General features: G+C 67.4%; 27 protein-coding genes. 11 read left to right on the top strand and 16 right to left on the bottom strand.

The window, feature by feature from the left end; translation table 11 throughout:
- Positions 1-86 precede the first annotated feature (86 nt).
- The gene (gene truA / locus SGR02S_RS05020; RefSeq protein WP_067106299.1) at positions 87-827 is read left to right on the top strand and encodes a tRNA pseudouridine(38-40) synthase TruA; all 741 of its coding nucleotides are present in this window, start codon (positions 87-89) and stop codon (positions 825-827) included.
- A gap of 86 nt (positions 828-913) precedes the next feature.
- Here truA and SGR02S_RS05015 read toward each other — a convergent pair whose 3' ends face one another.
- Entirely contained in the window at positions 914-1,444 is a 531-nt protein-coding gene (locus SGR02S_RS05015) for a CarD family transcriptional regulator (RefSeq protein ID WP_067106297.1), read from the bottom strand.
- Positions 1,445-1,760: 316 nt separating this feature from the next.
- Between SGR02S_RS05015 and SGR02S_RS05010 the strand changes: the two genes are divergently transcribed.
- A complete protein-coding gene (locus tag SGR02S_RS05010) occupies positions 1,761-2,579 on the top strand; it encodes an SDR family NAD(P)-dependent oxidoreductase (RefSeq protein WP_067106295.1) in 819 nt (272 codons plus the stop codon).
- 254 nt (positions 2,580-2,833) lie between these two features.
- On the opposite strand, the gene SGR02S_RS05005 is transcribed toward SGR02S_RS05010, so the two are convergent.
- From SGR02S_RS05005 to hisG, 5 genes are all read right to left on the bottom strand, one after another.
- The gene (locus SGR02S_RS05005; RefSeq protein ID WP_067106292.1) at positions 2,834-4,936 is read right to left on the bottom strand and encodes a sodium-translocating pyrophosphatase; all 2,103 of its coding nucleotides are present in this window, start codon (positions 4,934-4,936) and stop codon (positions 2,834-2,836) included.
- A gap of 179 nt (positions 4,937-5,115) precedes the next feature.
- Entirely contained in the window at positions 5,116-6,048 is a 933-nt protein-coding gene (gene thiL / locus SGR02S_RS05000; protein WP_067106290.1) for a thiamine-phosphate kinase, read from the bottom strand.
- Positions 6,049-6,159: 111 nt separating this feature from the next.
- Complete coding sequence (gene nusB, locus SGR02S_RS04995) at positions 6,160-6,612, bottom strand: transcription antitermination factor NusB (protein ID WP_067106287.1); 453 nt, start codon at positions 6,610-6,612, stop codon at positions 6,160-6,162.
- Positions 6,609-7,913, bottom strand: a complete 1,305-nt coding sequence (hisD, locus tag SGR02S_RS04990) for a histidinol dehydrogenase (protein ID WP_067106285.1) — start codon at positions 7,911-7,913, stop codon at positions 6,609-6,611. The genes nusB and hisD overlap by 4 nt, the downstream gene beginning before the upstream one ends.
- Entirely contained in the window at positions 7,914-8,588 is a 675-nt protein-coding gene (hisG, locus tag SGR02S_RS04985) for an ATP phosphoribosyltransferase (protein WP_067106311.1), read from the bottom strand.
- 38 nt (positions 8,589-8,626) lie between these two features.
- On the opposite strand from hisG, the gene SGR02S_RS04980 reads away from it, so the two are divergent.
- A complete protein-coding gene (locus tag SGR02S_RS04980) occupies positions 8,627-9,706 on the top strand; it encodes a DUF2332 domain-containing protein (protein ID WP_067106283.1) in 1,080 nt (359 codons plus the stop codon).
- Positions 9,707-9,727: 21 nt separating this feature from the next.
- Here the strand turns inward: SGR02S_RS04980 and SGR02S_RS04975 are convergent, their stop codons facing one another.
- From SGR02S_RS04975 to SGR02S_RS04965, 3 genes are all read right to left on the bottom strand, one after another.
- Positions 9,728-10,189 carry a hypothetical protein gene (locus SGR02S_RS04975; protein WP_067106281.1) on the bottom strand — a complete coding sequence of 154 codons (462 nt, stop codon included), beginning with the start codon at positions 10,187-10,189 and terminating at the stop codon, positions 9,728-9,730.
- 84 nt (positions 10,190-10,273) lie between these two features.
- Positions 10,274-10,735, bottom strand: coding sequence for a DUF1465 family protein (locus SGR02S_RS04970; RefSeq protein WP_237233945.1), 462 nt, complete (start codon positions 10,733-10,735; stop codon positions 10,274-10,276).
- Between the two features lie 73 nt (positions 10,736-10,808).
- Positions 10,809-11,006 carry a YdcH family protein gene (locus tag SGR02S_RS04965; protein WP_067106279.1) on the bottom strand — a complete coding sequence of 66 codons (198 nt, stop codon included), beginning with the start codon at positions 11,004-11,006 and terminating at the stop codon, positions 10,809-10,811.
- A 125-nt stretch (positions 11,007-11,131) separates the two neighbouring features.
- Between SGR02S_RS04965 and SGR02S_RS19520 the strand changes: the two genes are divergently transcribed.
- Entirely contained in the window at positions 11,132-11,290 is a 159-nt protein-coding gene (locus tag SGR02S_RS19520; protein WP_076074740.1) for a YdcH family protein, read from the top strand.
- 50 nt (positions 11,291-11,340) lie between these two features.
- Here SGR02S_RS19520 and SGR02S_RS04960 read toward each other — a convergent pair whose 3' ends face one another.
- From SGR02S_RS04960 to SGR02S_RS19515, 3 genes are all read right to left on the bottom strand, one after another.
- Positions 11,341-11,733, bottom strand: a complete 393-nt coding sequence (locus SGR02S_RS04960; RefSeq protein ID WP_067106277.1) for a PilZ domain-containing protein — start codon at positions 11,731-11,733, stop codon at positions 11,341-11,343.
- Between the two features lie 93 nt (positions 11,734-11,826).
- On the bottom strand, positions 11,827-12,288 hold the full coding sequence (gene dksA / locus SGR02S_RS04955; protein ID WP_067106274.1) for an RNA polymerase-binding protein DksA: 462 nt from the start codon (positions 12,286-12,288) through the stop codon (positions 11,827-11,829).
- A 682-nt stretch (positions 12,289-12,970) separates the two neighbouring features.
- Positions 12,971-14,062 (bottom strand): hypothetical protein, encoded by a 1,092-nt coding sequence (locus tag SGR02S_RS19515; protein ID WP_176573065.1) that lies wholly within the window; start codon positions 14,060-14,062, stop codon positions 12,971-12,973.
- Positions 14,063-14,234: 172 nt separating this feature from the next.
- Between SGR02S_RS19515 and serS the strand changes: the two genes are divergently transcribed.
- The 7 genes from serS to SGR02S_RS04910 all read left to right on the top strand — a co-directional run bounded on the left by serS (position 14,235) and on the right by SGR02S_RS04910 (position 23,086).
- Entirely contained in the window at positions 14,235-15,515 is a 1,281-nt protein-coding gene (serS, locus tag SGR02S_RS04940) for a serine--tRNA ligase (protein WP_067106272.1), read from the top strand.
- Between the two features lie 53 nt (positions 15,516-15,568).
- Positions 15,569-16,333 (top strand): 5'/3'-nucleotidase SurE, encoded by a 765-nt coding sequence (surE, locus tag SGR02S_RS04935; RefSeq protein WP_067106270.1) that lies wholly within the window; start codon positions 15,569-15,571, stop codon positions 16,331-16,333.
- Positions 16,334-17,027: 694 nt separating this feature from the next.
- Positions 17,028-18,041, top strand: coding sequence for a LysM peptidoglycan-binding domain-containing M23 family metallopeptidase (locus SGR02S_RS04930; protein WP_067106268.1), 1,014 nt, complete (start codon positions 17,028-17,030; stop codon positions 18,039-18,041).
- Positions 18,042-18,047: 6 nt separating this feature from the next.
- The gene (locus SGR02S_RS04925) at positions 18,048-19,100 is read left to right on the top strand and encodes a potassium channel family protein (RefSeq protein WP_067106266.1); all 1,053 of its coding nucleotides are present in this window, start codon (positions 18,048-18,050) and stop codon (positions 19,098-19,100) included.
- Between the two features lie 200 nt (positions 19,101-19,300).
- A complete protein-coding gene (locus tag SGR02S_RS04920; protein ID WP_067106264.1) occupies positions 19,301-21,607 on the top strand; it encodes a catecholate siderophore receptor Fiu in 2,307 nt (768 codons plus the stop codon).
- 74 nt (positions 21,608-21,681) lie between these two features.
- On the top strand, positions 21,682-22,359 hold the full coding sequence (locus tag SGR02S_RS04915) for a Fe2+-dependent dioxygenase (protein ID WP_067106262.1): 678 nt from the start codon (positions 21,682-21,684) through the stop codon (positions 22,357-22,359).
- Between the two features lie 28 nt (positions 22,360-22,387).
- Positions 22,388-23,086 carry an energy transducer TonB gene (locus tag SGR02S_RS04910; protein WP_234002604.1) on the top strand — a complete coding sequence of 233 codons (699 nt, stop codon included), beginning with the start codon at positions 22,388-22,390 and terminating at the stop codon, positions 23,084-23,086.
- Positions 23,087-23,090: 4 nt separating this feature from the next.
- On the opposite strand, the gene SGR02S_RS04905 is transcribed toward SGR02S_RS04910, so the two are convergent.
- From SGR02S_RS04905 to SGR02S_RS04890, 4 genes are all read right to left on the bottom strand, one after another.
- Entirely contained in the window at positions 23,091-23,957 is an 867-nt protein-coding gene (locus SGR02S_RS04905) for an FAD:protein FMN transferase (protein ID WP_076074725.1), read from the bottom strand.
- A gap of 92 nt (positions 23,958-24,049) precedes the next feature.
- Positions 24,050-24,883: a DUF4198 domain-containing protein gene (locus tag SGR02S_RS04900; RefSeq protein WP_067106260.1), complete on the bottom strand. Its 834-nt coding sequence runs from the start codon at positions 24,881-24,883 to the stop codon at positions 24,050-24,052.
- 16 nt (positions 24,884-24,899) lie between these two features.
- A complete protein-coding gene (locus tag SGR02S_RS04895) occupies positions 24,900-25,424 on the bottom strand; it encodes a DUF2271 domain-containing protein (RefSeq protein WP_067106258.1) in 525 nt (174 codons plus the stop codon).
- A gap of 13 nt (positions 25,425-25,437) precedes the next feature.
- On the bottom strand, positions 25,438-26,091 hold the full coding sequence (locus tag SGR02S_RS04890; RefSeq protein ID WP_067106256.1) for a PepSY-associated TM helix domain-containing protein: 654 nt from the start codon (positions 26,089-26,091) through the stop codon (positions 25,438-25,440).
- Positions 26,092-26,220 lie beyond the last annotated feature (129 nt).

The raw sequence follows: 26,220 nt of genomic DNA, 5'->3' as shown, positions 1-26,220 counted from the left end.
GGCTTTCGCCGGGGAACAGTGACTTGTCGGAAAGGGATAAGTGCCGATCAAGTCCGGGGTAACGGCAAGAAGGTTAGGCGCGGCCGATGACCCGCTTCGCGCTCACCATCGAATATGACGGCCGCCCCTTCATGGGCTGGCAGCGGCAATCGCACGGCCCCAGCGTCCAGCAGGCGCTGGAGGAGGCGGCCGCGCGCATCACGGGCGAGGAAGCAACGGTCCATGGCGCGGGGCGCACCGACGCCGGGGTCCATGCGATCGCGATGCGCGCGCATGTCGACATCGCCAAGCCGCTCACTCCCTTTCGCCTGATGGAGGCGCTGAACGCGCAGCTTCGCCCCGCCCCCGTCGCGGTGCTGGCGTGCGAGACGGTCGCCGACGACTGGCACGCGCGCTTTTCGTGCCTGGGGCGCGCCTATGAATATCGCATCGTCAACCGCCGCGCGCCGCTGACCTGGGACAAGGGGCTGGCGTGGCAGTTCGCCAAACCGCTCGACGCGCAGGCCATGCACGGCGCGGCGCGGGCGCTGGTCGGACGGCACGATTTCACCACCTTCCGGTCGGTGCACTGCCAGGCCGAAAGCGCGGTGAAGACGCTCGACCGACTGAGCGTCAGCCGGCACGGCGACGAGGTGATCGTCGAGGCGGCGGCGCGCAGCTTCCTGCATCACCAGGTGCGCTCGATGGTCGGATGCCTCGTTCTCGTTGGGCAGGGAAAATGGTCGGCGCGCGACCTGAAAGCCGCGCTCGACGCGGCGGACCGCAGCGCGCTCGGGCTCAACGCGCCGCCGGATGGGCTTTATTTCGTGGAAGCGAAATATCCGTAACAAAGGTCGCCTTCACGAAGGCGACGCATGAAAAAAGGGCGGCCCCGCGGGACCGCCCTTTTCGCTTGTCGGAATGCAGGGCGGGTTTAGCCCACCTTCTCCACATAATATTTCGGCGCATGCTCGTTGAGGATCTGGAGTATCTTCGCCTGCGCGGTCTTTTCGTCGCTTTCCTCCATCGCGGCGAGTTCGCGCGCGAGACGGCTCGACGCCGCTTCGAAAATCTGGCGCTCCGAATAGCTCTGTTCGGGCTGATCGTCGGCGCGGAACAGGTCGCGCGTCACCTCGGCGATCGACACGAGGTCGCCCGAGTTGATCTTCGCTTCATATTCCTGCGCGCGGCGCGACCACATGGTGCGCTTCACCTTCGGCTTGGTGGTGAGCACCTGCAGCGCTTCCTTCAGCGTCTTGTCCGACGACAGCTTGCGCATGCCGACGCCTTCCGCCTTGTTGGTCGGGACGCGCAGGGTCATCTTTTCCTTTTCGAAGCGCAGGACATAGAGTTCGAGCTGCATGCCCGCGATTTCGGACTTCTGCAGTTCGATGACGCGCCCCACGCCATGTTTCGGATAAACGACATAGTCACCGACTTCAAAGACGAGCGTGTTTGCGGACATGCAAGTTCCTTTCTGTGGCCTTGCCGAGACGGGAAAAGCGCCAAAAGCCGGGTGCCTCCGCCCTCGCAGCGAGGGGGAACGAAGCAGTTCGGGCGGCGCTCGCCAGTCTATGACGACAAGGGATAGGCTCCATCGGAAACGACGAAAGCGCCCCCGGCCCAGCGGCGGGAAGAGGCAAACTGTCGGCGTGATGATAGATAGTATAACAGAGTCGCAACAAAATTGCCAGCCCCGCACGGAAATCCGCGGTTGGGCGCCTTGACGACCGGATCGACGCGTTTCAGGTTGAGACTGAATCACAGATAGGGATGCCGGCATGAAAGAGCAAATATGGTGGGTTACGGGCGCCTCGTCGGGGATCGGTGCGGCGCTGGCGCGCGGCCTGTCCGCACGCGGTGCAAAGCTGATCCTGTCGGGCCGCAACGTCGCGGCGCTCGAGGAAGTGGCGAAGGATTGCGGCGCGGGCACGATGGTCCTGCCGTTCGAGGCGACCGATTTCGACGCGCTGCCGCGACTCGTCGAAGAGGCGTGGGGCTGGTGCGGCCGTATCGACGGGCTGGTGAACAACGCCGGCATCTCGCAGCGCAGCCTGGCGATCGACACCGATTTTTCGGTCTATGAAAAGATCATCGCGGTCGACCTGCTGGCGCCGATCGCCCTCACCCAGCAACTCCTGCCGCGCATGGTCGGCGCGGGCGGCGGCCAGATCGTGGCGATTTCGAGCGTCGCGGGGATCGCGGGCGTGCCGCTGCGCAGCGCCTATTGCGCCGCGAAGCACGGGCTGATCGGCTATCACGACAGCGTGCGCGCCGAAAACGAGCATCTGGGGCTCAAAGTACTGGTGGTCGCGCCGGGATCGGTCGCGACCAACGTCAGCCGCAACGCGCTCAACGCCGACGGCAGCGTGCGCGGGGAAAGCGACGCCGCGATCGACAACGGCCTGTCGCCCGAAACCGCCGCCGCGCAGATTCTGGACGCCGTCGCGCAGGGCAAACGCGAGATCGTCGTCGCGGAGGGCCCGGAGGCACAGATCGCCGCGCTGCGCCGCAGCGACCCCGACGCGCTGTTCGACCGGATGAGCGCGATGGTCCAGGCCGGCTATGCGCAGCAGATGGGGGCGACGTCGGCGTCGTGAGAGGCGGGTTGCGAACGGAAAGGCGACCTCGGGGGAACGGCTCTCTCCCCTTCAGGGGAGAGATACGAAGGCTTGCCGGCTTGTCCGGCTAGCCATAGTTGAGAGGGGCAGAGGGCAGCGCTTTCCTCCCCCTCTCCCAACCCTCTCCCCTGAAGGGGAGAGGGCTTCACAACAGCTCCCCGCCCCTACCCCCCAGAAAAAAGCCCCGCCGGATCGCTCCGGCGGGGCTTTCTTTCACCCGGGACGGGAAGCGATTACATCGCGTGTCCCGCCAACGCCGCGAGCAGCAGCAGCGCGACGATGTTGGTGATCTTGATCATCGGGTTGACGGCCGGACCCGCGGTATCCTTGTAGGGATCGCCGACGGTGTCGCCGGTCACCGCGGCCTTGTGGGCTTCGCTGCCCTTGCCGCCGTGGTTGCCGTCCTCGATATATTTCTTGGCATTGTCCCACGCGCCGCCGCCCGAGGTCATCGACAGGGCGACGAACAGCCCGCCGACGATCACGCCGAGCAGCAGGGCGCCGAGCGCGGCAAAGCCGTTCGCCTGTCCCGCAACCGCCGAGATGACATAATAGACGACGATCGGCGCCAGCACCGGCAGCAGCGAGGGAATGATCATCTCCTTGATCGCTGCCTTGGTGACGAGGTCGACCGTGCGCGCATAGTCGGGCTTCGACGTGCCCGCCATGATGCCGGGATCGCCCGCGAACTGCTCGCGCACATCCTTGACCACGTCGCCCGCAGCACGGCCGACGGCGGTCATCCCCATCGCGCCGAACAGATAGGGCAGCAGCGCGCCGAGCAGCAGCCCCACGATGACGTACGGATTTTCGAGGCTGAAATTGACCGTTAGATCGGGGAAGAATTCCCGAAGGTCGGTCGTATAGGCCGCGAAGAGAACCAGTGCAGCGAGGCCCGCCGAACCGATGGCATAGCCCTTCGTCACCGCCTTGGTCGTGTTGCCGACGGCGTCGAGCAGGTCGGTCTTTTCACGGACCGAATCGTCGAGGCCCGCCATTTCGGCGATCCCGCCGGCGTTATCGGTCACCGGACCATAGGCGTCGAGCGCAACGACCATGCCGGCGAGCGCGAGCATCGCGGTCGCGCCATAGGCGATGCCGATCAGGCCCGCGAGCTGATAGGCGATGATGATCCCCGCGACGATGACGAGCGTCGGCAGCGCGGTGGCTTCAAGGCTGATCGCAAGGCCTTGGATCACGTTGGTGCCGTGGCCCGTTTCCGAAGCCTTGGCGATCGAGCGCACCGGACGGAAATTGGTGCCGGTGTAATATTCGGTGATCCAGATGATCAGGCCGGTGATGACGAGACCGAGCAGCGAGCAATAGAAGAGCGCGCGGCCGGTGAATTCGGTGCCCGCAATCGTCGCGTTCATGTCGCCGAGGACATAGCCGGTCGAAATCCAGATCGCCGGAACCGCCAGGATCGCCGAGACGAGGAAGCCCTTGTACATCGCGCCCATGACGTTGTTCGACCCGCCGAGGCGGACGAAATAGGTGCCGATGATCGAGGTGATGATGCACACGCCGCCGATCAGCAGCGGCAGTGCCATCAGGCCCGGCAGCAGGTCGCCCGCGCCCTTGAGCAGCAGCGCGGTCAGCACCATGGTGGCGCCGACGGTGACGACATAGGTTTCGAAGAGGTCGGCGGCCATGCCCGCGCAGTCGCCGACATTGTCGCCGACATTGTCGGCGATCACCGCGGGGTTGCGCGGATCGTCCTCCGGAATGCCGGCCTCGACCTTGCCGACGAGGTCGGCGCCGACGTCGGCGGCCTTGGTGAAGATGCCGCCGCCGAGACGCGCGAAGATCGAGATCAGCGAGGCGCCGAAGGCGAGCGCGACGAGGCCGTCGACGACCGTGCGGTCGTCGCCGCCGACCGTCCGGCCCATCTGGACCGTCAGCACCCAGTAGAAGACCGCGATCGCGAGCAGCGCGAGCCCGGCCACCAGCAGGCCGGTGATCGCACCGGCGCGGAACGCCAGCGTCAGACCCGCCTGCAGCCCCTTCTGCGCCGCCGCGGCGGTGCGGACGTTCGAGCGGACCGAGATGTTCATGCCGATGAACCCGGCAACGCCGGACAGGATCGCACCGATGGCGAAGCCCGAAGCCGAAATGGGACCGAGCGCCCAGAGAACGATCGCCGCGACGACGACGCCGACGATGGCGATGGTGCTGTACTGGCGCTTCAGATAGGCCTGCGCCCCTTCCTGGATGGCGCCTGCGATTTGCTGCATCTTTTCATTACCGGCCGAGGCGCCGAGCACCTGGCGGGAGGTAATGAATCCATAGAGCACGGCCAAAAGGCCGCACGCTATCGCGATCAAAACCGGATTCATGCGTGTCTGTTCCTTCCCCATTGAAGGAGGCGGACACAGGCTGGCAGTCGAGACGTCCGACTTGTCGATGCCGGTTCGCTCTTTCCCCTGATGCGACCGCCCCAATTGGTGGCGGGGTTATGGGAAGAAAGGCGGCCAAGGGCAAGCCCGGTTTTTCGGTGCCTCCGCCCCGTCGCGGATCAGTGCATGAAACCGAGCCGGTCGGGCAGTGCGACGCGCTGCGCTCCGTCGATCACCACGATCCCTTCGCCGACCCCGGCATGGCCGATCGGAGTCACGGCGATATTGAGCGCCTCCGCCGTTGCACGGATGACGGCGCCGGCATCGGGGTCGGCGGCGAACAACAGCTGATAATCGTCCCCCGCCGTGGCCGCCGCCAGCCGCGTGTCGAGCACGTCGGGGCGCACGGTGAGCAGCGCCGCCGACAGCGGCACCGCATCGAGCCGCAGCGTGATCCGGCAACCGCTCGCCGTCGCCATCCGCTGCGCGTCGATCAGCAACCCGTCGGACACGTCCATCATGGCGCGGACATGCGGCGCGAGCACCTGCCCCAGCGTGAGCTGCGGCTGCGGGCGGCTATAGGCGGCGAGACACGTCTCGTTGGTGTCGATCTCTCCAAGCCGCATCGCGAGGCCGGCCCCGGCGTTGCCGATCGTCCCGCTGACCCAGAGCCGGTCGCCGGGCTTCATGCCGCTGCGCGACGGCGCACCCTCGGCCGGTGCCCGGCCGATGGCCGTCAGACCGAAGCTGCGTGGCGCCCCCGCCGGAACGCCGACGGTATCGCCTCCAAGCAGGGGCAGGCCGTAGCGGCGCAGCACGATGTCGAGTCCGTCGGCAAAGGCGGCGTCCCAGACCGCATCGCCCGCCAGACTATAGCCGAGCAGCACCCCGACCGGCACCGCCCCCTTCGCAGCCAGGTCGGAAAGGTTCACCGCGACCAGCTTCCATGCGACGTCCTGCGGGCGCTCGTCGGGGAGGAAATGCACGCCCTCGACGATCATGTCGTGGGTAAGGACGAGATCGCCCAGCACGGCGGCATCGTCCGCGAGCCCCCGCGCAGCCGGGTCGGTCGCGATATCGCGCAGGCGGGCGATGAAATCGGCTTCGGTCACAACACAAACCCCGTTCGCCCTGAGCTTGTCGAAGGGCCGCCCTTTCCCTTGACGTCGCTAAAAGAAGGACGGGGCTTCGACAAGCTCAGCCCGAACGGCTGAAAGAACGGTTCACCCCTTCGCCCGCACATCCTTGCCGATCGCATCGAGCAGACCGTTGGCGAACCCCGCCTCGCGCCCGTCGAAGAAGGCCTTTGCGACATCGACATATTCGCTGACCACCGCGCCGACCGGCACATCGCCGCGCGCGATCAGTTCGTAGGCGCCGGCGCGCAGGATCGCCTTCATCGTGCGGTCGAGGCGGTCGAGCGTCCAGCCGCTCGCCAGCCGCGCGGCGATCGCGGCGTCGACCTCGGCCTGGCGCGCGAGCGCGCCCTTCACGATGTCGTCGAAGAAGGGGACGTCGGCCTCCGCATATTCGGCATCCTCGATGATGGCGCCGATGCGATGCTGGTGGAATTCATGGAGGAGCTGCGCCGTAGGCGTGCCCTCCATCTCGTGCTGATAGAGCGCCTGCACGGCGGCGAGCCGTGCGGCGGAGCGGGACTGGGCGCGTTTGTTCATGGCTTTGCCTGATCGAGTCTGTTCTGGACGCTGAGCGCATGGGCGGGAAGCCCCTCGGCCTCGGCGAGCGCGACCGCGGCTGGACCGATCGCCGCCAGCGCGCCCTCGTCGAGTGCGAGGAAGCTGGTGCGCTTCATGAAGTCGGCGACCGACAGCCCGCTCGAAAAGCGCGCACGGCGGCCGGTGGGGAGGACATGATTGGGGCCGGCGACATAATCGCCGATCGCTTCGGGCGTCTGGCGGCCGAGGAAGACCGAGCCGGCGTGGCGCACCTTGGCGAAGAGCGCGTCGGCTTCGGCCGCATCGACCGCGAGTTCGAGATGCTCGGGCGCGAGCCGGTCGCACAAGGGGATCGCGTCGGCCAGCGTCGGCACGATAACGATCGCGCCATTGGCATCCCAGCTCGCGGCCATCGTCCCCGCGGTGGCGAGCGTCGGGATGACTGTGGCGACCGCCGCCGCCACCGCGTCGGCGAAAGCATTATTATCGGTGAAGAGGATCGACTGGCTCGTCGGGTCGTGCTCGGCCTGGCTGAGCAGGTCGGCGGCGATGACATGCGGGTCGTTCCGGGCGTCGGCGACGACGACGATCTCGCTCGGGCCCGCGACCATGTCGATGCCGACCAGCCCATAAAGCTGGCGCTTCGCCTCGGCGACCCAGGCGTTGCCGGGGCCGGTGACGACGTCGACCGGAGCGATACGGTCGGTGCCGAAGGCGAGCGCCGCCACCGCCTGCGCGCCGCCGACGCGCCATATCTCGTCGACGCCACCGATATGCGCCGCCGCCATCACGACGGGATTGATCGTGCCGTCGGGTGTCGGCGTGACCATCACGATGCGCTCGACCCCCGCGACCTTGGCGGGAAGGATATTCATCAGCACCGACGAGGGATAAGCGGCGCGTCCGCCGGGAACATAGACTCCCGCCGCATCGACCGCGCGCCAGCGCGCGCCGAGCCGCGCGCCCGCCGCGTCGCGATAGTCGCGGTCCGCCGGGCGCTGCGCCGCGTGATAGGCGCGGATGCGCTCCGCCGCGAGGTCGAGCGCCGCGCGCAGGCCGGGCGCGAGCGCGTCATAGGCGGCGGCGCATTGCTGTTTCGAGATGCTCCAGCCGCTCGCGTCGAGGTCGAAGCGGTCGAAGCGGCGCGTATAGTCGGCAAGCGCGGCGTCGCCTTCCGCCTTCACCCGCGCGACGATCGCGGCCACGTCGGCCGAAACGCCCGAATCGCTTTCGCGCCGGTCGTCGACCAGCGCGTCGAAGGCGGCGCGAAAACCAGGAGCGGAGGCGTCGAGCCGTCGCACTCAATTTCCTCCGGCGGGACTCGACACGGCCTCGCGGAACCGTTCGACCAGCGCCGGCACCTCGGCCGAGCGCAGCTTGAACGCCGCGCGGTTGACGATCAGCCGCGCCGACACCTCGCTGATCACCGTCTGTTCGGCGAGCGCATTCTCGACCAGCGTGCGCCCCGTCGAGACGAGGTCGACGATATGCGACGCGAGTCCCAGCTTCGGCGCGATCTCCATCGCGCCGTTGAGCTTGATGCATTCGGCCTGGATGCCTTGCCCCTCGAACCAGCGGCGCGTCGTCGCGGGATATTTGGTCGCGACGCGGATATGGCTGGCGCCCTCGAAGTCGGCGGCACCCGGCGGCGAACTGCCCGCCGGCCCGGCGAGCGACAGGCGGCAGTGGCCGATGCCGAGATCGACGGGCGCGTAAAGTTCCGAATAATCGAACTCGTCGATCACGTCGGACCCGACGATGCCGAGTTGTGCCGCGCCGTGCGCGACGAAGGTCGCGACGTCGAACGCGCGCACGCGGATCAGCGAGACATGCGGCTGGTTCGTCCCGAACACCAGCGCGCGGCTCTTCTTGTCGAAGAAATCCGCCGCGGGCTCGATGCCGACGCGCGCGAGCAGCGGCAGCGCCTCGTCGAGGATGCGTCCCTTGGGGATGGCAAAGATGATCGGTTCGGGCATAAACACCGCGCCCATAAGCGGCGACGGGAGAAAGGGCAATGAGCGAGCGCTACGAGTTCATCGACATCGGCGCGACCGGCGCCGATGCGGTGCGCACCGCCTTCAGGAACCAGGTCGCCTATTGCCGCGCCGCCGACGCCCCCGTGACGGCGCGGATCGTCGCGGCGCTCGCGACGCTGATCGACGCGCCCGCGACCGGATTCGCCCGACGCATGGCGGAATGGCAGGGCGCGCCGCTTGCCGACGCGCTGCCGCTGCGCGCCGCGGGCGGGCTGCATGCGCTGCACTTGTCGGGCGCCGCGCCCGAGCTTGCACCCATCTATGCCGATGCCGACGACATCAACGACGCCGCGATCGTCGCCGGAGTCGTCCAGCGGCAAGAGGCGGCGCTGCTGCCGTGGCTCGACGGTCCGCCGCAAACCAACGAGGCGGGGCGGTCGTCGAACTTCATCGCAGCGATGCTGTGGCTCGCCGAGCAAGGCCTGCCGCCGCGCTTCGACTGCCTCGAAATCGGGTCGAGCGCGGGGATCAACCTGATGATCGACCGTTATCATTACGATCTGGGCGGCGTGCAGGTCGGGCCTCGACCCGGCGTCATGGCCTTCACCCCCGAATGGCAGGGAAACCATCCGCCGCAGCTGCCGATCGAGATCGCGGCCCTGAAGGGATGCGACGTCGCACCGGTCGACCTGACCGATCCCGCGCAGGCGCTGCGGCTCAAGGCCTATATCTGGCCCGAGCATGCGGTGCGCTTCGCGCGCATGGAAGCGGCGATTGCTGCGGCGCGCGAAAGGAAACCGGATCTCGTTCGCGCCTCCGCCGCCGATTTCGTCGAGGCTGAACTGAAAAAGCCGCAGGCCGCGGGCACGACGCGCGTGCTGATGCACTCGATCGTCTGGCAATATGTGCCCGAGGATCAGCAGATGCGCGTGACGACCGCGATGGAGGAAGCCGGCGCCGAAGCGACGCCCGACCATCCGCTCGCCTGGATCGCGCTCGAAGCCAACCGCACCGCGCATCATCACGAACTGGTCGTGCGCCATTGGCCCGGCGGCGAAGCGGGCCGCCTGCTCGCGCGCTCGCACCCGCATGGCGCGTGGATCGAGTGGACCGGATAATCGGAAACGCGCGAACGGTTTTCAGGCGCTCGCCGCCGCGATCGGATTCGCCCCGGCCAGCAAGCTTCGGCATCCGGTGAAGACGCCGCCCAGCACGCTGCGAATCTCGTCCCATACCTGCCGCTCGTCGGCGGCATCGGCGGGAACGCTTTCGGCTATCACGTCGATCGTCGCATCGACCAGCCCGCGATACCAGTCGAACGATACCTGGAGCGTGAACTGATGATGCGGAACCGAATTTTCGAGCAATATTTCGATCTCGGTCGGGCGTTCGAGACAATACATCAGGCAATAGAGGCAGTTGTCGACCATCTCGTGCTCCAGCGCCGAGGTCCGCCCCATTCCGTGTCGCTCGAAACTGGCCGCGGCGTCGGGGTGCCGCGCATAATAGCGCGCCATCACCACCGGCGTGATGTCGCCGATCGCGTCGGCCGCTCGCGTCAGGCTGCGATCGAGCAATTCCAGTTTTTGCGCACGGTCCATCTCCAACCTCTCCTTTTTTCAAAGGAGTATTTCAAATGCGGGTTTTAAGGCAAGCGTTATGCGCACCGGGAGGATGCGCACGCGTCAGAGGCGCGCGGCGATCTCCGCCAGCATGTCGTGCACCGGCGTCGGCGCGGCGGGCGCATCCCAGCCCGCCTCGAGCGCGGCAACGCGTTCGAACAGCCGCTCGCTCGCCATGACGACGCGGGCGACCGGGGCATCGAAGCGGGCGCAGACAGACCAATCGGCCAGGACGGGATCGCCGATGCGCGCGGCGCTGTCGTCGGGTCCGGCCCCCGGATCGCCGGCGATCATCGCGCGGCGGTGGAGCAGCCAGGCGATGATATGCATCAGCCGCGCCGTCGTCTTGAGCGATTCGCAGGCGAGACCGACCTGAAGCAGGCCATCGCCGCCCGGATCGCGCATCGCTGCAAAGGCCGCATGCGCCTCGTCGGCGAGCAGCATCGCTTCGACATAGAGATTTTCGACCTGCGCGCGATGAACCGGCCGGCCGATTCCGCGCATGCCCGACTGCCGCTCGTCCATCGCGCGGCCATGCCACGGTCGCGGCGCGCACCGCAACGCCGCTAACCATCTTTCCGGCGCGCGACCGGACGGATCAGGCGATGATGTCGGGCAGAAGCTGATCCTCGCACCATGCGATCTCGTCCCGCAGCCGCAGCTTGTGCTTCTTCATGCGGGCGAGCTGGAGCTGGTCGGGAACCGTCGCCGTGGCGAGCGCGATGATCGCCGCATCGAGGTCGCGATGCTCGGTCCGAAGCCGTTCGAGGCGCTGGGCGATGTCTTCCGGATTCACGCCCGTCTCCTGCCACGGCCACCGCTGGTCCGCAACGGGGACCGTCCGGCCGAATCGTCACGACTTTCGGGGCAATTCATGTTCTACTCGCCCCTGCCCACCCGATTCGAAAAGGAGAAGGCCTCATGAGCACATCGCACCTTTCTGCCCTGAAGTCCCGTCACGCGGACCTCGACGCGAAAATTGCGAATGAAGAACGGCGCCCATCGCCCGATGCGGCCCTGCTGGCGCAGATGAAAAAGCAGAAGCTGAAAATCAAGGAAGAGATGCTCGCGTTCGATTGAGCGAGCCCCCGACTGCTACCGCCGGCTGATGCCTTCCATCGCGAAGCGCGTCAGCGCGGGCGGTAGAAAGGCCCCCGGTTGAGCGCTGAAATGTGCGGGGGAACCTCCATTTTGCGAACCACCTGACGGCGCACCGCCTGCGGATCGACCGGCCGGTCGAACGCGACGCCGAACTTGCCGTCGCCGATCCAGACGATCCGCCCCGGCACCGGGCCGATGTTGCGCAGATCGACTTCGACCGCCCCGCCCTGTTCAAGCCCCCTGATCCGGCCCTGCACCTCGGCGAGCATGCCGCCCGCCGACAGGTTGCGGACGCGGACGAGCACCGTGTCGGTCGCCCCCGCGAGTTGCAGCCGCGCCTGCATGAACAGGCTGTCGCGGTCGGCGCTTCGCGACAGCGCCGCCACTTCCTCGTCGACCGATGTGTGTTCGTGGGATTCCATGCGACCCGTTCCCCCTTCGATTCAGGGGACGAATCTAGGCAGCAGCCCTTGCGATATTGTAAATGGCGCCGGCGCCTTCCGGGCCGGCCGCGATCAATCCTCGCGCGAAATGCGCTCGTTGCGCTCGTGGCGCTCCTGCGCTTCCAGCGTCATCGTCGCGATCGGGCGCGCCTGAAGCCGCGCGAGCGAGATGGGTTCGCCGGTGACCGCGCAATAGCCATATTCGCCTTCGTCGATGCGGCGGATCGCGGCGTCGATCTTGGCGATCAGCTTGCGCTGGCGGTCGCGGGTCCGCAGCTCGATCGCCCAGTCGGTCTCGCTCGACGCGCGGTCGGCGAGGTCGGGCTCGCGCAGCGGACCGTCCTGCAGATGCGCCAGCGTCGATTCGGCTTCGGAAAGGATCGACTTCTTCCAGGCGAGCAGGAGGCCGCGGAAATAATCCTGCTGCCGTTCGTTCATGAACGGCTCGTCCTCGTTGGGGACATAATCCGAATCGAGATTGGACCTGGCTTCGCGGAGGGCGTCGGCGCCAACATCGGCAATCTTGGTCGGCATAAGGGGCTCTCGCGTCCTTTCCTGTCGCCTTGCCGCCGAAATGGCGGTCCAAGGAATGCGCCGCGCCTATAACCAGCCGCAGGTTGGGACACAAGCGCCAAGGACCGATAGGCGACCTCGGGTGAAGCGCCGCTGAACCGGTCCGATGCTCTCCGCAAGCCCACCGCGCTCACCCTATTCGAGCGCCCAGCCGTTTACCAATGGACATGATTCGGTAAAAATCCGTGCTGTTTTGGGACAAAGTAGCGCTTTAGAGTTGATTTCGATCCCATTTTCCCGCTCTCGGACAGGCAAACGCGGTTAACGCAATTGCCGTGTTCACAAAGCATTGGCCTTTTGCTCTTAGTGAAAGGCGCAATCGGTGCCGGCGGCAGCGCTGAGGGCACCTGCAACGGGAAAAGAGAGAGAAACCTATGTCTGTCCGAATGGCCCTCGCAAAGCTTTGTGCCTGCACATGCGGCGGCGCGATCATCGGCACCGGCGCGATGCAGGTCGCCGACGTGCCGCGAGCGAAGGCGCAGACGGTGCAGAACTGCTGCACCAAGAAGGTGGTGCGCAAGCGGCACGTGGCGCGCAAGCCGGTGAAGCGCGTCCGCCGCGTGGTCACGACGAAGCGGGTCATCCGCACCGCCACCCCGCAGACGCAGGTGGTGACGCAGACGGTTCCGCTGCCCCCCATCCCCTATGCGCCCTTCCCGCAGCGCGGCGGCTTCGAAGGCGGCGGTGGCGGCGGCGGAGTCACCGTGATCGGCGGCGGCTTCGGCGGCGGTTTCGGTGGCGGCTTCTTCGGGGGTTTCTTCGGCGGCAGCAGCGGCGGCGGGAGCAGCGGCAGCGTCGTCATCACCTCGACGACCACGGGCGGGCTCAGCTCGACCACCAGCAGCACCTCGGGCGGGGTTTCCACTTCGACTGGCGGGGTCAGCACCTCGACCTCGACGGGTGGCGTCAGCACGTCGACCGGCGGCGTTTCGACTTCGACGGGCGGCGTCTCAACCTCGACGGGTGGCGTCTCGACCTCGACGGGCGGGGTCAGCACCTCGACCGGCGGCGTTTCGACCTCGTCGGGCAATGTCAGTTCCTCCTCTTCGAGCAGCAGCAGTTCCTCTTCGTCGAGCAGCAGTTCGTCCTCCTCGTCGTCGAGTTCCTCCTCGTCGGGCGGCGGCAGTTCGTCGAAGGGCGGAAGCTCGCACGGCGGGTCGTCACGCGGCGGCAGCTCGCATGGCAGTTCGTCCCACGGCGGATCGTCGCATGGAAGCTCGTCGAAGGGCGGAAGCTCGCACGGCAGCTCGGGCTGGGGCGGCACGTCGGGCGGTTCGGGCGGTTCGGGCAGCAGCTCGTCGAGCAGCAGTTCCTCCTCTTCGTCGTCTTCCTCGTCGTCGAGCGGTTCGAGCGGCGCGTCGACCTCGACCGGCGGCGCATCCTCGTCGTCGAGCAGTTCTTCCTCCTCGTCGTCCTCGTCGAGCAGCAGTTCGTCGAGCGGCGCGACCTCGTCTGGCGCGACGGGCGGCAGCAGCAGCTTCGGCGGATCGACGGGCAGCTCGTCATCCTCGTCGAGCAGCAGTTCCTCGTCGTCGTCGAGCAGTTCCTCTTCTTCGAGCTCCTCGTCTTCGTCGAGTTCGGGCGGCAGCACGAGCAGCGGGTCGTCGGGCGATCCGACCCCGGTGCCGGCACCGCCGATGATGCTGCTGTTCGGCGCCGCCGCCGCGGCGCTGGTGATGCGCCGCCGTGCGGCCAACCGCGACGGCGACGACAGCGAAGCGGCGTAACGGGCCACTGGCGGCAGACGGCCTCGCGCCGGATGCCGAATGATGGGGGCCGTCCCTTGGGGCGGCCCCCTTTTTCGTGGCGGTCATGATTTCGGCCCCGGGATCGCCCCGCGTCGTCATTGCGAGCGGAGGGGCGAACACGGGCTTGCACCGCCCGCTCCGCGCCGCCATAGCGCGGCCATGCACGATATCCGCCTGATCCGGGACGACCCCGCCGCGTTCGACGCGGGCCTCGCGCGCCGCGGCCTTGCCCCCCTGTCCGAAACCATCCTGGCCGCCGACGCCGCGCTGCGCGCGTTGCAGACCGACATGCAGGCCGCGCTCGCGCGCCGCAACGAGGCGTCGAAGGCGATCGGCCAGGCGATGGCGCAGGGCGACACGGCCACCGCCGAAACGCTGAAGGCAGAGGTCGCGGCGCTGAAGCAGTCGCTCCCCGAACAGGAAGCCGCCGAGCGCGCGCAGCTTGCTGCATTGCAGGACAGCCTCGCCGCGCTTCCCAACCTGCCCGCCGCCGACGTTCCGGAGGGCGAGGACGAAGAAGGCAATGTCGAGATTTCGCGGTGGGGCACCCCGCGCACCTTCGCCTTCACGCCGCGCGAGCATGCCGATTTCGCCCCCGCGCTCGGCCTCGATTTCGAGACTGCGGCGCGGATGTCGGGCGCCCGCTTCGCCTTTCTGAAAGGGTCGATGGCGCGGCTCGAACGCGCGCTCGGCCAGTATATGCTCGACCGGCAGACCGGCGAGGCGGGTTATCGCGAATGCGCGACGCCGCTGCTGGTGCGCGACGAAGCGGCGTTCGGCACCGCGCAGCTTCCCAAGTTCCGCGAGGACCTGTTCCAGACCACCGATGGCCGCTGGCTGATCTCGACGTCGGAGATGAGCCTGACGAACGCGGTGCGCGAGGAGATATTGCCCGAGGCCGACCTGCCGCTGCGCATGACCGCCCTCACCCCCTGCTTCCGGTCGGAGGCGGGCGCGGCGGGGCGCGACACGCGCGGCTATATCCGCCAGCACCAGTTCTGGAAGGTCGAGCTGGTGTCGGTCACCCGCCCGGAGGACAGCGACGCCGAACTCGAACGCAAGACGCGCGCCGCCGAGGCGATCCTCGAGGCGCTCGAGCTGCCCTATCGCCGGATGCTGCTGTGCGCAGGCGACATGGGCTTTTCGGCGCGCAAGACCTATGACCTCGAAGTGTGGCTGCCCGGCCAGGGCGCCTACCGCGAGATTTCGAGCTGTTCCAACTGCGGCGATTTCCAGGCGCGGCGCATGAACACCCGCTTTCGCCGCGAGGGCGCGAAGGGCAACGAGTTCGTCCACACGCTCAACGGCTCGGGGCTGGCGGTCGGGCGCACGCTGGTCGCGATCCTCGAAAATTATCAGCAGGAGGACGGCAGCGTCGATATTCCCGCGGCGCTGTTGCCTTACATGGGTGGGGTCACGCGGCTGACACCCATCACCTGACTACCCTCGTCACCCCGGCCTTGGGCCGGGTGACGAAAAGAGAAAGACACAAAGTGCGCATCCTTCTCACCAACGACGACGGTTATCACGCCCCCGGCATGGCGGTGCTCGAAGCGATCGCACGGCAGCTTTCGGACGACATATGGGTCTGCGCCCCGTCGGAGGAGCAGTCGGGCGCCGGCCATTCACTGACGCTGTCCTATCCGGTGCGCGTCCGCCAGCATGGCGAGCGGCGCTGGTCGTGCACCGGCACCCCGACCGATTCGGTGATGATCGCGATCGGCAAGCTGATGCCCGAAAAGCCCGACCTGATCCTGTCAGGGGTCAACCGCGGCGCCAATCTGGGCGACGACATCACCTATTCGGGCACGGTGTCGGCGGCAATCGAGGGGGCGCTGGCCGGCATCCCGGCGATCGCACTGAGCCAGGTCTATGCGCGCGAGGGCATGGGCGACACCGTTCCCTTCGGCGCGGCCGAAGCGTGGGGGGCGAAGGTGCTGGCGCCGCTGCTCGCGATGCGGATGGCGCCGCGGACGCTGATCAACGTCAACTTCCCGGCCGTCCACGCCGACGCGGTGCGCGGGATCCGCGTCGTCCGGCAGGGCTTCCACGACTATAGCCGCGGCTCGATCGTCGAGGGCATCGATCCGCGCGGCTACACCTATTACTGGTTCGGGCTGCACGGCATCGAGCATTCGCTGGGCGCCGACAGCGACCTCGAGGCGATCGACGCCGGCTATATTTCGGTGACGCCGCTGCAACTCGACCTGACCCACGACGCCTCGCTCGCGGCCTTGCGAAGCGCCTATCAGGGCTGAGCGGAAGCGAGGCGATGGCGATCCGATGCTCGATGCATTGGCGCGATCACTCTTGAATATGACACATCGTATCCCCGCGCAGGCGGGGTCTATGGCTGTGGGGATTCGGGTTTCGGCACGGTTTTCCCTTCCGCCACCCTGACCTTGTTTGGCAATGATCCCTTTTCGACAAGTCACCGTTCCCCGGCGAAAGCCGGGGTCCACGTGGGGCAGCGCCGCCTCGCATGGACCCCGGCTTTCGCCGGGGGACAGTTCCTGATTTGCCTGAAGGACATATGCGCCAACTTGTTTCAGAGCCTGCCCCGGACCCGATCCGAGGGTCCATGGTCCCCCCTCGAATGAAAGGCGGCAAAAAAGGGAAGGTTCGGCCATGGATGCTGAACGAGTTCAGTATGACGGACGAGGCAGCGCGCCGAACGCCGACTCCCCATAGACCATAGAGCGTCTTGACGCCGACGCCGGCTTTGCTTTGCGCTGGGCTCCCGCCTCCGCGGGAGCACACGAGTATTTTCGCGATCCGCTTCGCTGAAACGGGCGTCCCATGCCCTCCGATCGCTCAGTTTCTGTTCCGAAATGAAACAGATGGCTGGTGTTCGCTGCCTGGCTTTGGCAAGGAAGCGGTGTGGGGGCGCTTATTCACCGTATCGGGCCGCTTGTGGGCGCGGCATTGCTGGGCGGCTGTATTCCAGCGGCCATGTCGCCGACGCCGCGCGCGACCGCACCGGTAGCCAGCGCGTCGGCGCCGTCTACCGCGCGTGACGATTTCGAACGGCGCTCGCTGGGCGAGGTCGTTGGCGGCGACGCGCGGCAGACCTGGACGCTGAAACCCGTCACCGCCGACGCGCGCGCGGTCACGGCCGGCACCTATACCGTGCGGCCGGGCGATACGCTGCGCGCGATCGGCGCGATGACGGGCGCGGGTTCGGAGGCGATCGCGATGGAGAACGACCTCGCGCCGCCCTATACGCTGCATCCCGGCCAGACGCTCCGCGTTCCCGCGGGCCTCTATCATCGCGTCGCGGCGGGGGAGACGGGCATCGGTATCGCACAGGCCTATGGCGTCGACTGGGGGGAGATCGTCACGATCAACGCGCTCGGCGAACCCTATATCCTGCGCGTCGGCCAGCGGCTGCGCCTGCCGGCCGAGGCACGGGCCCAATCGCCGCGCGCCGTCGACGTGGCGGCACGCGCGGCATCCTTCACGCTCGACATCGACGACATCGCGACGGGCAGCCAGCCCGCGCTCGCCGAAAGCGGGCGGCCTGCCGCGGCCAGCGCGGTGCCAAAACACCCGGTGACGACGGCAATCGCGGCGCCGGCCGCCTTTTCCGGCCGCTTCCGCTGGCCGCTCGCCGGTCCGGTCATCGCCCGCTTCGGTCCGCTGGCGCCCGGCAAGGTCAACGATGGCATCAACATCGCTGCGGCGCAGGGGACGCCGATCCACGCCGCGGCGGACGGCGTCGTCGCCTATGCCGGCGACGAGATCGCCGTCTATGGCGGCCTGATCCTGATCGACCACGGCGGCGGCTGGATGAGCGCCTATGGCCACGCAGGCGAAATCGCGGTGCAGCGTGGGCAGGCGGTGAAGGCCGGCACCGTGATCGGCCGCGCCGGCGCGAGCGGCCAGGTCCAGTCGCCGCAACTCCATTTCCAGCTCAGGAAGAATCGGTTACCTGTCGATCCGATGAAGCAGTTGCCGCCCCGATAGCCGCCGATGGCCAGACGACTACCCCGGAGCGTCCAGCGCCAGTTCGACGTCCTGCGCCGCGCGACCCGCTGGCCGATCTGGGCCGACCTGGTCACACGGCTGGGTGTCGCCTTCCTGCTGATCGGGATCGCGGTGGCGATCCACTGGGTCGGGCGCGACGGGCTGGTCGATCACGAGGACGGTGCCATCAGCTTCCTCGATGTCGTCTATTTCACGATGATCTCGGTCACCACCACCGGCTTCGGCGACATCACCCCGGTGTCCGACCGGGCGCGGCTGGTCGAGGCGGTGGTGGTCACGCCGATCCGCATCGCCGTGCTCTTCATCTTCGTCGGCACCGCCTATCAATTCGTCCTCAAACGCACATGGGAAAAATGGCGCATGGCCCGCATCCAGGCAAAGCTCACCAACCATATCGTCGTTCTCGGCTTCGGTGTCAGCGGCAGCGAAGCCGTCAAGGAACTGATCGTGCGCGGCACCGATCCGTCGAAGATCGTCGTCATCGACCCGGCGCGCGGGCGCGTCGCCGCCGCCGAGCATATGGGCTGCAACGTGATGGAGGGCGACGCGTCGAACGACGACACGCTGCTGCACATCCGCATCAACGAAGCGAAAAGCGTGCTCGTTTCCGCCGGGCGCGACGACACCTCGATCCTGATCGTGCTCACCGTACGCCATCTCGCGCCGCACGTTCCGATCAGCGTCGTCATCCGCACCCAGGACAATGAACTTCTCGCGCGGCAGGCGGGCGCCAACAACGTCATCAACCCGGTCAGCTTCACCGGCCTGCTGCTCGCGGGGTCGGCCGAGGGCGCGCATGTCGCCGACTATATGGCCGATCTGGCGGCCGCCGGCGGCCGGGTGCAGCTGAGCGAGCGCCGGGTCAGCCCCGAGGAGATCGGCCGCGGCCTCGATACGCTCGCCAGCGGCGGGCGCGGCCTGCGCCTCTATCGCGGCGGCAAGCCCTACGGCTTCTGGGAACCCGAAGCCCAGGCGCTGCAAGCGGGCGACCTGGTGGTCGAGGTCGTCCCCTGCAAGGATAGCGAAGCGCAGGCGTAGCCCGCCCGACGCGCGACAATCCTCGCATACTACTGCGTCGCGGTTTCAATTTACTGCATGACAAGAAGTCTCGTGAACCGCCTGCAACGGCGCCTTGGCGCGCAAAATGCCGACGGAATGTAAAAAGGCGCTTGCTTTTCTCGCGAATGACTCGCAATAGCGCGCCATTATTTCCATCATGGATCAAAAAGGGGGCATGAATGTCATTCTTGCGTTTGCGTGAATCACTGGCGGCAGCGGCGCCGGCCTATCTGGCTCTGGGTTGCTTCGGCCTCGCCGTTTCGCCCGCGGCTGCTCAGGACAGCGGATCGGAAGCGAAGGCGCCGCGGCTCGGCGGGGTCACCGTGACCGACACCGCGATCGACGACGAAGGCTATAAGGTCGACCGTCCGTCCTCGCCGAAATTCACGCAGCCGCTGCGCGACACGCCCCAGACGATCCAGGTGATCGACAAGCAGCTGTTCAACGAACAAGGGGCGACGACGCTGACCGAGGTGCTGCGCAACAGCCCCGGCGTCGGCACCTTCTATGCCGGCGAGAACGGCAATACGACGAGCGGCGACGCGATCCGCATGCGCGGCTTCGACACGTCGAACAGCATCTTCGTCGACGGCATCCGCGATCTGGGCTCGATCTCGCGCGACATCTTCAACACCGAAGCGGTCGAGGTTCAGAAAGGACCGGCAGGCACCGACAATGGCCGCACCGCACCGACGGGCGCGATCAACATGGTGTCGAAGCGGGCGTCGCTCGAAAGCGCGCTGTCGGGCACGCTTTCGGTCGGCGTCGACGGGCAGAAGCGCGTGACGGCCGACGTCAACCAGACGCTGGGCGACCTGAGCAACAGCGCGTTGCGGCTGAATGTCCTGTGGCAGGACAGCGATGTTCCCGGCCGCGATCATGTCGAGAACCAGCGGCTCGGTCTCGCCGCCTCGCTCGGCTTCGGTCTCGAAACCGCGACCCGCGCCTGGCTCAATCTGCTCTATGTCGATCAGGACAATATTCCCGACGGCTATGTCCCGACGATCGCCCTGCCCGGATGGCAGCCCCAGTCCGGACAGGAAGCGCTGGCCGGCCATCCCGTCGATTCAAGGAATTTCTACGGCACGCGCAAGGATCATGACGACGTCAGGGCGCAGATGGCGACATTCATCGTCGAACATGATTTCTCCGATAATGTGCGGCTGTCCAACGTCGCGCGCTGGGGCGAGACCAGGCAGGACTATCTGCTGACCGCATTCATGTCGACGAACGCCAACATCGTCGGCGATCCTGCGAATCCCAACGACCTGTCCGCCTATACGATGACGCGCGGCAACCCCACGATCCGCGACGCACGAAACCGCATCCTGACCGACCAGCTCAACCTGCGGGCCGATTTCGCGACCGGAGCGATCGAGCATAATCTGAGCGTCGGTGCCGAGATCACCAGCGAAAAGCAGATCACCTACGGCCACAGTTCCTCGGGCACCCTGCCGGTCGCCAATCTCTACGATCCCGACTGGAACGACACGAGCAACTACACCCATTCGCGCAACGGCACCGCTTCGCGGGGCAAGACGAATACGCTGGCCTTCTATGCCTTCGACACCGCGAAATTCTTCGACGGGCTCTTGCTGGTGACCGGCGGCATTCGCCTCGATCATTACAAGACGACCTATGTCAGCACGGCCGTCTGCAACAACGGAACCGGCCGCGGCGCCGTGCCCTGCGGTACCGCGCCCGTAGGCTCGATCGTGACCACCGCCGACCTGACGGCCAAGGACACGCTGTTCAACTGGAAGCTGGGAGCGGTGCTGAAGCCCAGCGAGCCCGTCAGCCTCTATGTGAACTATGCGCTGTCGCAGCAGCCCCCGGGCGGCGACAACTTCACCCTGGCCACTGGCAACAGCGCCAACAACCCGGACTTCGCTCCCCAAAAGGCCAAGACGATCGAGGCCGGCGTCAAGCTGGACGCACTGGACGGCGCACTCGCCTTCAACGCGGCGGTGTTCCAGACCAAGGTGCTGAACGAGGTCAACGCCGCCGACCCGTCCGACATCCAGAGCGGATCGAAGCGCGTGCGGGGCTTCGAACTGTCGGTCGTGGGCAACATCACCGACGACTGGTCGATCTCCGCCGGATACGGGCATCAGAAGACCAAGGTCACGAACGGCGGCGCGGTCGCCGTCGACGGCAGCACCGGCCTGACCTACGCCCCCGACGACAGCTTCTCGTCATGGACCAGCTATCGCGCGCCCTTCGGGCTCGAGATTGCCGGCGGCGTCCGCTACACCAGCGGAATGCGGCGCGGAACCGACGGCGCGGCCGGCACGCCGCCCCGCACCCAGGGCTACACGGTCGTCGACGCGCTGCTGGGCTATGCGGTCAACGACAATGTCACGCTGCGGGTGAATGCCTATAACCTGTTCGACAAACATTATGTCGCGGCGATCAACAAGAGCGGCTATCGCTACACGCCGGGGCAGCCGCAAACCTTCCTGTTCAGCGCCGACTTCCGTTTCTAGGTCGGCGCGGAACGGGCCTGGGCGGGGGACGTGGCGCGCCCCCGCCTTCGCCGTTTGAAAGGATCTGGATCGGCATGTTGCTGCATATTCCGAACATCCTGTCGGCCGAGGAGGTGGCGGCGGTCCGCGCCCGGCTCGACGACGCCGAGTGGACCGACGGGCGCGAGACGGTCGGAGCGCAGGGTGCCCGCGTCAAGCGCAACGAGCAATTGCCCGATAACCTGCCGCTGAAGGCCGAACTGGGAGCCACGGTGCTCGCCGCGCTGCAGCGATCGCCGCTGTTCTTCGCCGCCGCGCTGCCGCGCAAGATCCTGCCGCCGCGCTTCAACCGCTATGCGGGCGGCGGCGAATATGGTTTCCACGTCGACGGTGCGGTGATGCGTCTGGGAGAGGGCGAACATCTGCGGTCGGACCTGTCCTGCACCCTCTTCCTCAACGATCCGACCGACTATGAGGGCGGCGCGCTGGTCATCAGCGATACTTATGGCGAGCATCGCGTCGCGCTGCCAGCGGGGGACGCCATTCTCTATCCTTCGAGCAGCCTGCACCGCGTCGAACCGGTGACACGCGGCGCGCGCATCGCATCCTTTTTCTGGATTCAAAGCCTGGTGCGGGACGAAAGCCTGCGGCGAATGCTTCTCGAACTGGATACGGCGATCCAGAAACTCACCCTCGATGGGGCCGATAATGATGCTGTCCTTCAACTCACCTGCGTCTACCACAACCTGCTGCGACGCTGGTCGGAAACCTGAACGCGAGGCCCGAGAGCGCTTCGCCGCCGTGCCCCTGCCCCGGTCCGTCCGCCCGGTCGAGGCGGCCGGAGGGCCCGGCGGCGCCGTGCATCGCTATGGCGAGGCATCGCGCCCCAACCCGATCGCCGCCGGACTGGCGCTGTTGCTGACCGCGGTGCTGATCGCCGCGCTCGTCCACAGCGGGATTCGCCACGCGCACACGAAGGCGACCAGGCTGGCGGTGGTCAACCTGTCGATGGCGCCGCCGCCGCCACCGCCCGCACCCGCCGAGACGCCGCCGCCGCCGCAGCCGCGCGCCACCATGCCGCAGCCGCTGGTCGTGCTGCCCAATCCCCGGCCGTTGCAGATTGCGGTTCCCGACCCCGAACCGGCCGCGCCGATCGCGGTTTCCGTTCCGGCCGCTCCCCCGGCGCCGCCCGCTCCGCCGGCACCGCCGTCGACGATCCAGGCCGACGACCTTGCGACGCGCATGCTGTCGGGGCCTCCGCCGCGCTATCCGACCGAAAGTCGCCGCCACCGCGAGCAGGGAACGGTGCTTCTGTCGGTGACGCTGGGCGTCGACGGATCCGTCGCGGCGATCAGCGTTGCGCGAACCAGCGGCTTTCAGCGCCTGGACGAAGCCGCGCTGCGCGCGGTGCGGAAATGGCGCTGGGCGCCGACCATCCGCAACGGCGAAGCCGTGCGCGTCAAGGGCGTCGTCGAAATCCCCTTCATCCTGCGCGGATAGGGTATCAATCGAGCATCGCGCGCCACGCGCGCGACACATATTCGCGCTCGTCCGCGATCAGGCAGGCAGCGAGCCCGTGGGCGTCGGCCATGTCGAGCGCCGCCGCCGGCCCGGCGACGGTCAGCGCGGTCGCCCAGCCATCGGCCATCATGCAACTGCGATGGATCACCGTCGCCGACGTTATGCCGTTGCGGATCGGCAGACCGGTGCGCGGATCGAAGCTGTGCGAGTAGCGGCGGCCCTCTATCTCCAGACCACGCCGATAATCACCCGACGTCGCCACCGACAGGTCGTGCAGCGCAATGCGCCAGGGCAGCCCGTTCCAACCGGGCGGCGGCTCGACATCGACCCACCATGGATGACCGTTGGGCCTGATCCCCTCGCCCCGCAGTTCGCCCCCCACCTCGATCAGGAAATGGCGTACGCCGGCGTCGCGCAGCCGCTCGGCCGCGAGGTCGACGCCATAGCCCTTGGCGATGCCTGACAAATCGAGCGATGCGCCCTCCTCGCGGCGCAGCTTCCCGGCCTGCCGGTCGAAGGCGATGCCGCCGCGCGGCGCGGCGATCGAGGGGTCCGGGCGCGCCGCCACCGGCCCCGCGCTGCCGAAACCCCACGCCTCGGTCAGGCGCCCCAGTCCCGGATCGAAAGCGCCGCCGCTGGCGTCGGCGATGGCGAGCGCCGCCTCGACGACCTGTAGCAGTTCGGAAGGGACCGCCTGCCACGCCCCGGCCGGGGCGCGGTTGAAGCGCGACAGGTCGGAGTCCGGCTCCCACTGGCTCATCTGCGCGACGACGAGATCGAGCGCGCGCTGGACGACGGCCGCCGCATCGCGCGGCGGCGCGACGGCCTGCAGGCTCCAGTCGGTCCCCATGCTGGTTCCCGAAAAGCGCTCGATCCCCGCCGGCGCATCGCGCTTCGCAAAGGCGGCGGGGGTCAGCGCCCGCGGGATGAGGACGCGGTCGTTCAGGGCGCCATCACCTCGAGCGTCGTGACATAGCTCGCCCGGCGCTGCGGCTGGGCCGGCGCCGCGCCCTCTTCGCCCTGCTCGGCACGCGGCGTGGTGACGTTGACCCAATAGAGGCCCGCCTCGGGCCACGTCACCGTGACGCGGCCGTCGGCACCGGTCGTCAGGTCGATCTGACCGAGCTGGTCGCGATAGCGGATGCCGCCGGGGATCACGGTCACCGTCAGGCCCGCCGCGGGCTTGCCGTCGAGCAGGAACTGGAAGGTCGCCGCCTCGCCCGCATAAAGGTCGTTCGGATGCGTCACCGGGACCAGTTCGATCCCCTTGCCGGTCGTCTGGAACACCGTCGTCGTCGGTTCGCCGACGGTGACGAAAATCTCGTTGCGGTTGTTCGATTCCGCCGTCCGCACATTGGTCGCGCCGGCGGGCAGCCGCTCGGCAAGGTTGGCGGTGGTGGTGCCGCGCGGCAGGCGCTCGGTCTTGCCGTTCAGGTCATAGCTGCCCATCAGCGCGTCCGACGCGGTTCCGATCTTCCACGTCCCCTTCTGCGTCAGATGGACGTCGAACGTGCTGCGATAGCGGCCGGTCGAACCATGCTCGATCTGCGCCTCGCTGCCGTCGGGCGCCCAGGCCTTGATCCCGTCGAGCCGCAGCGGCTGGTGCTCGAAATAGAAGAGGTCGTTCGACACCGCCGCATCGACCGTGACCCAGACGTCATCGCCCGACAGCACGGTCGCCGACGGCATCATCCACTGCCGATGCGCGCTTGCCGGCGTCACGGCCAGCGCCGACAAGGCGATCGTCGCCGCCAGTCCCAGGATTCGCTTCTTCATCGTTCGCCCTTTCGTATCAACGGAATGAGATGGAGACGGCGCCCAGCTCGCTGGTGCCCGCGGCGCGGCCGCCCGCGCCCGCCTTCGCCGGCCAGGTGAAGGGGATGCGCAGCAGCTCGCGCCCCCCGACCTCGCGCGCCGCCTCTATGACCAGCGTATATTGCCCCGGCACCGTCGCGCCGAGCTGCGCGCGCGAAAAGCTGACCTTGTGCGTCCCGGGTGCACGCGTCGCGCCAGTGACGCCGTTCGCGGGAAAGGTCATCGAGCGGCCCGACACGCGCCACCACTGGCGAACGTCGCGGAGCCATTTCGTGCCCTCGCCATTCTTCATGTCGTAATCGTACCAGACCGCGACCGTCTTGGCCGGGGCCCCCTCCTTCTCCACCCAGATGGCGACATAGGGCCGATGATATTCGGCGACCTTGAGCCGCGGGATGGTGACGGTCACGTCCATCGTGCCCGGCGCGGCGGCCAGCGCCGGGGCCGCGAGTACGGCTGACAGCGTTCCGCCGATCAGGATCGTCCGCATGGGTGAAGTCATGGCTGTTGCCCTCCTAGTGAATAGAGACGATGGCGATTGCGGCGGGGATCGCAAGCCCGGCCGCGACGATCGGCCAGGTCGATCTGCGCTTGGCCGCGTGAAGCTGAAGCAGGAACAGCCCGGTGATCGCGAAGACCAGGCAGGCGAAGGCGAAGATGTCGATGAACAGGCTCCACGCGCCGCCCGAATTGCGCCCCTTGTGCAGGTCGTTGAGGTAGGAGATCCAGCCGCGGTCGGTAATCTCCGCGCTGACAGCACCGGTGGCGCGGTCGATCGCGACCCAGGCGTCGCCGCCCGGACGCGGCGCGGGCAGATAGACTTCGCCGTCCGACCATTCGGCATCGGCCGACACCTTGACGGGGAAATGCGCCTCGACCCACGCGGCGACGGACGGGGGCAGCGGCGCCTTTTCATCCGCCTCGCCGGCGGGGGCCGCCCTGGCGAGCTGATCGAGCAGCGGGGGGGGCAATTGCGCCGTCCGCGCCGACACCTGCGGCGCCGCCTCGATATCGGCGGCATGGTTCAGCGTGAAGCCGGTGACCGCGAACAGCAGCAGCCCGATCAGACAGATCGCCGAGCTCATCCAGTGCCACGTGTGAAGCTGTTTCAGCCAAAAAGCCTTGCGCCCGCGCTTCGGACCGGCTTGACGTGACGATGATCGGGACATGATAGGCGAAAGGTTCCGTTGCACAGCGCGATGGCAGTCGCCCTATCCAGAACGATTCTCAATAGCAACAGAGAGATTGTCGCAAATCCTCTCAAATTCCGCGAAATGAGGCCGGTCAACTTCGATAGC

The sequence above is a fragment of the Sphingopyxis granuli NBRC 100800 genome (genome assembly GCF_001591045.1).
GTDB lineage: Bacteria > Pseudomonadota > Alphaproteobacteria > Sphingomonadales > Sphingomonadaceae > Sphingopyxis > Sphingopyxis granuli.
The sequence above is the reverse complement of the archived record's forward strand: the minus strand, read 5'-3'. Positions and strand labels throughout refer to the sequence as shown.

Excerpts from the sequence above, each read along its gene's own strand:
- SGR02S_RS05015 (WP_067106297.1), bottom strand. The coding sequence starts at position 1,444 with ATGTCCGCAAACACGCTCGTCTTTGAAGTCGGTGACTATGTCGTTTAT.
- dksA (WP_067106274.1), bottom strand. The coding sequence starts at position 12,288 with ATGCCGACCAAGATTGCCGATGTTGGCGCCGACGCCCTCCGCGAAGCC.
- SGR02S_RS04905 (WP_076074725.1), bottom strand. The coding sequence starts at position 23,957 with ATGGGGACCGACTGGAGCCTGCAGGCCGTCGCGCCGCCGCGCGATGCG.
- SGR02S_RS04915 (WP_067106262.1), top strand. The coding sequence starts at position 21,682 with ATGTTGCTGCATATTCCGAACATCCTGTCGGCCGAGGAGGTGGCGGCG.
- SGR02S_RS04920 (WP_067106264.1), top strand. The coding sequence starts at position 19,301 with ATGTCATTCTTGCGTTTGCGTGAATCACTGGCGGCAGCGGCGCCGGCC.
- SGR02S_RS04895 (WP_067106258.1), bottom strand. The coding sequence starts at position 25,424 with ATGACTTCACCCATGCGGACGATCCTGATCGGCGGAACGCTGTCAGCC.
- SGR02S_RS04970 (WP_237233945.1), bottom strand. The coding sequence starts at position 10,735 with ATGGACGAGCGGCAGTCGGGCATGCGCGGAATCGGCCGGCCGGTTCAT.
- SGR02S_RS04960 (WP_067106277.1), bottom strand. The coding sequence starts at position 11,733 with ATGGAATCCCACGAACACACATCGGTCGACGAGGAAGTGGCGGCGCTG.
- serS (WP_067106272.1), top strand. The coding sequence starts at position 14,235 with ATGCACGATATCCGCCTGATCCGGGACGACCCCGCCGCGTTCGACGCG.
- SGR02S_RS19520 (WP_076074740.1), top strand. The coding sequence starts at position 11,132 with ATGAGCACATCGCACCTTTCTGCCCTGAAGTCCCGTCACGCGGACCTC.
- truA (WP_067106299.1), top strand. The coding sequence starts at position 87 with ATGACCCGCTTCGCGCTCACCATCGAATATGACGGCCGCCCCTTCATG.
- SGR02S_RS04890 (WP_067106256.1), bottom strand. The coding sequence starts at position 26,091 with ATGTCCCGATCATCGTCACGTCAAGCCGGTCCGAAGCGCGGGCGCAAG.
- SGR02S_RS05010 (WP_067106295.1), top strand. The coding sequence starts at position 1,761 with ATGAAAGAGCAAATATGGTGGGTTACGGGCGCCTCGTCGGGGATCGGT.
- SGR02S_RS04925 (WP_067106266.1), top strand. The coding sequence starts at position 18,048 with ATGGCCAGACGACTACCCCGGAGCGTCCAGCGCCAGTTCGACGTCCTG.
- nusB (WP_067106287.1), bottom strand. The coding sequence starts at position 6,612 with ATGAACAAACGCGCCCAGTCCCGCTCCGCCGCACGGCTCGCCGCCGTG.
- SGR02S_RS04900 (WP_067106260.1), bottom strand. The coding sequence starts at position 24,883 with ATGAAGAAGCGAATCCTGGGACTGGCGGCGACGATCGCCTTGTCGGCG.
- SGR02S_RS04930 (WP_067106268.1), top strand. The coding sequence starts at position 17,028 with ATGTCGCCGACGCCGCGCGCGACCGCACCGGTAGCCAGCGCGTCGGCG.
- SGR02S_RS05005 (WP_067106292.1), bottom strand. The coding sequence starts at position 4,936 with ATGAATCCGGTTTTGATCGCGATAGCGTGCGGCCTTTTGGCCGTGCTC.
- SGR02S_RS04975 (WP_067106281.1), bottom strand. The coding sequence starts at position 10,189 with ATGGACCGTGCGCAAAAACTGGAATTGCTCGATCGCAGCCTGACGCGA.
- hisG (WP_067106311.1), bottom strand. The coding sequence starts at position 8,588 with ATGCCCGAACCGATCATCTTTGCCATCCCCAAGGGACGCATCCTCGAC.
- SGR02S_RS04980 (WP_067106283.1), top strand. The coding sequence starts at position 8,627 with ATGAGCGAGCGCTACGAGTTCATCGACATCGGCGCGACCGGCGCCGAT.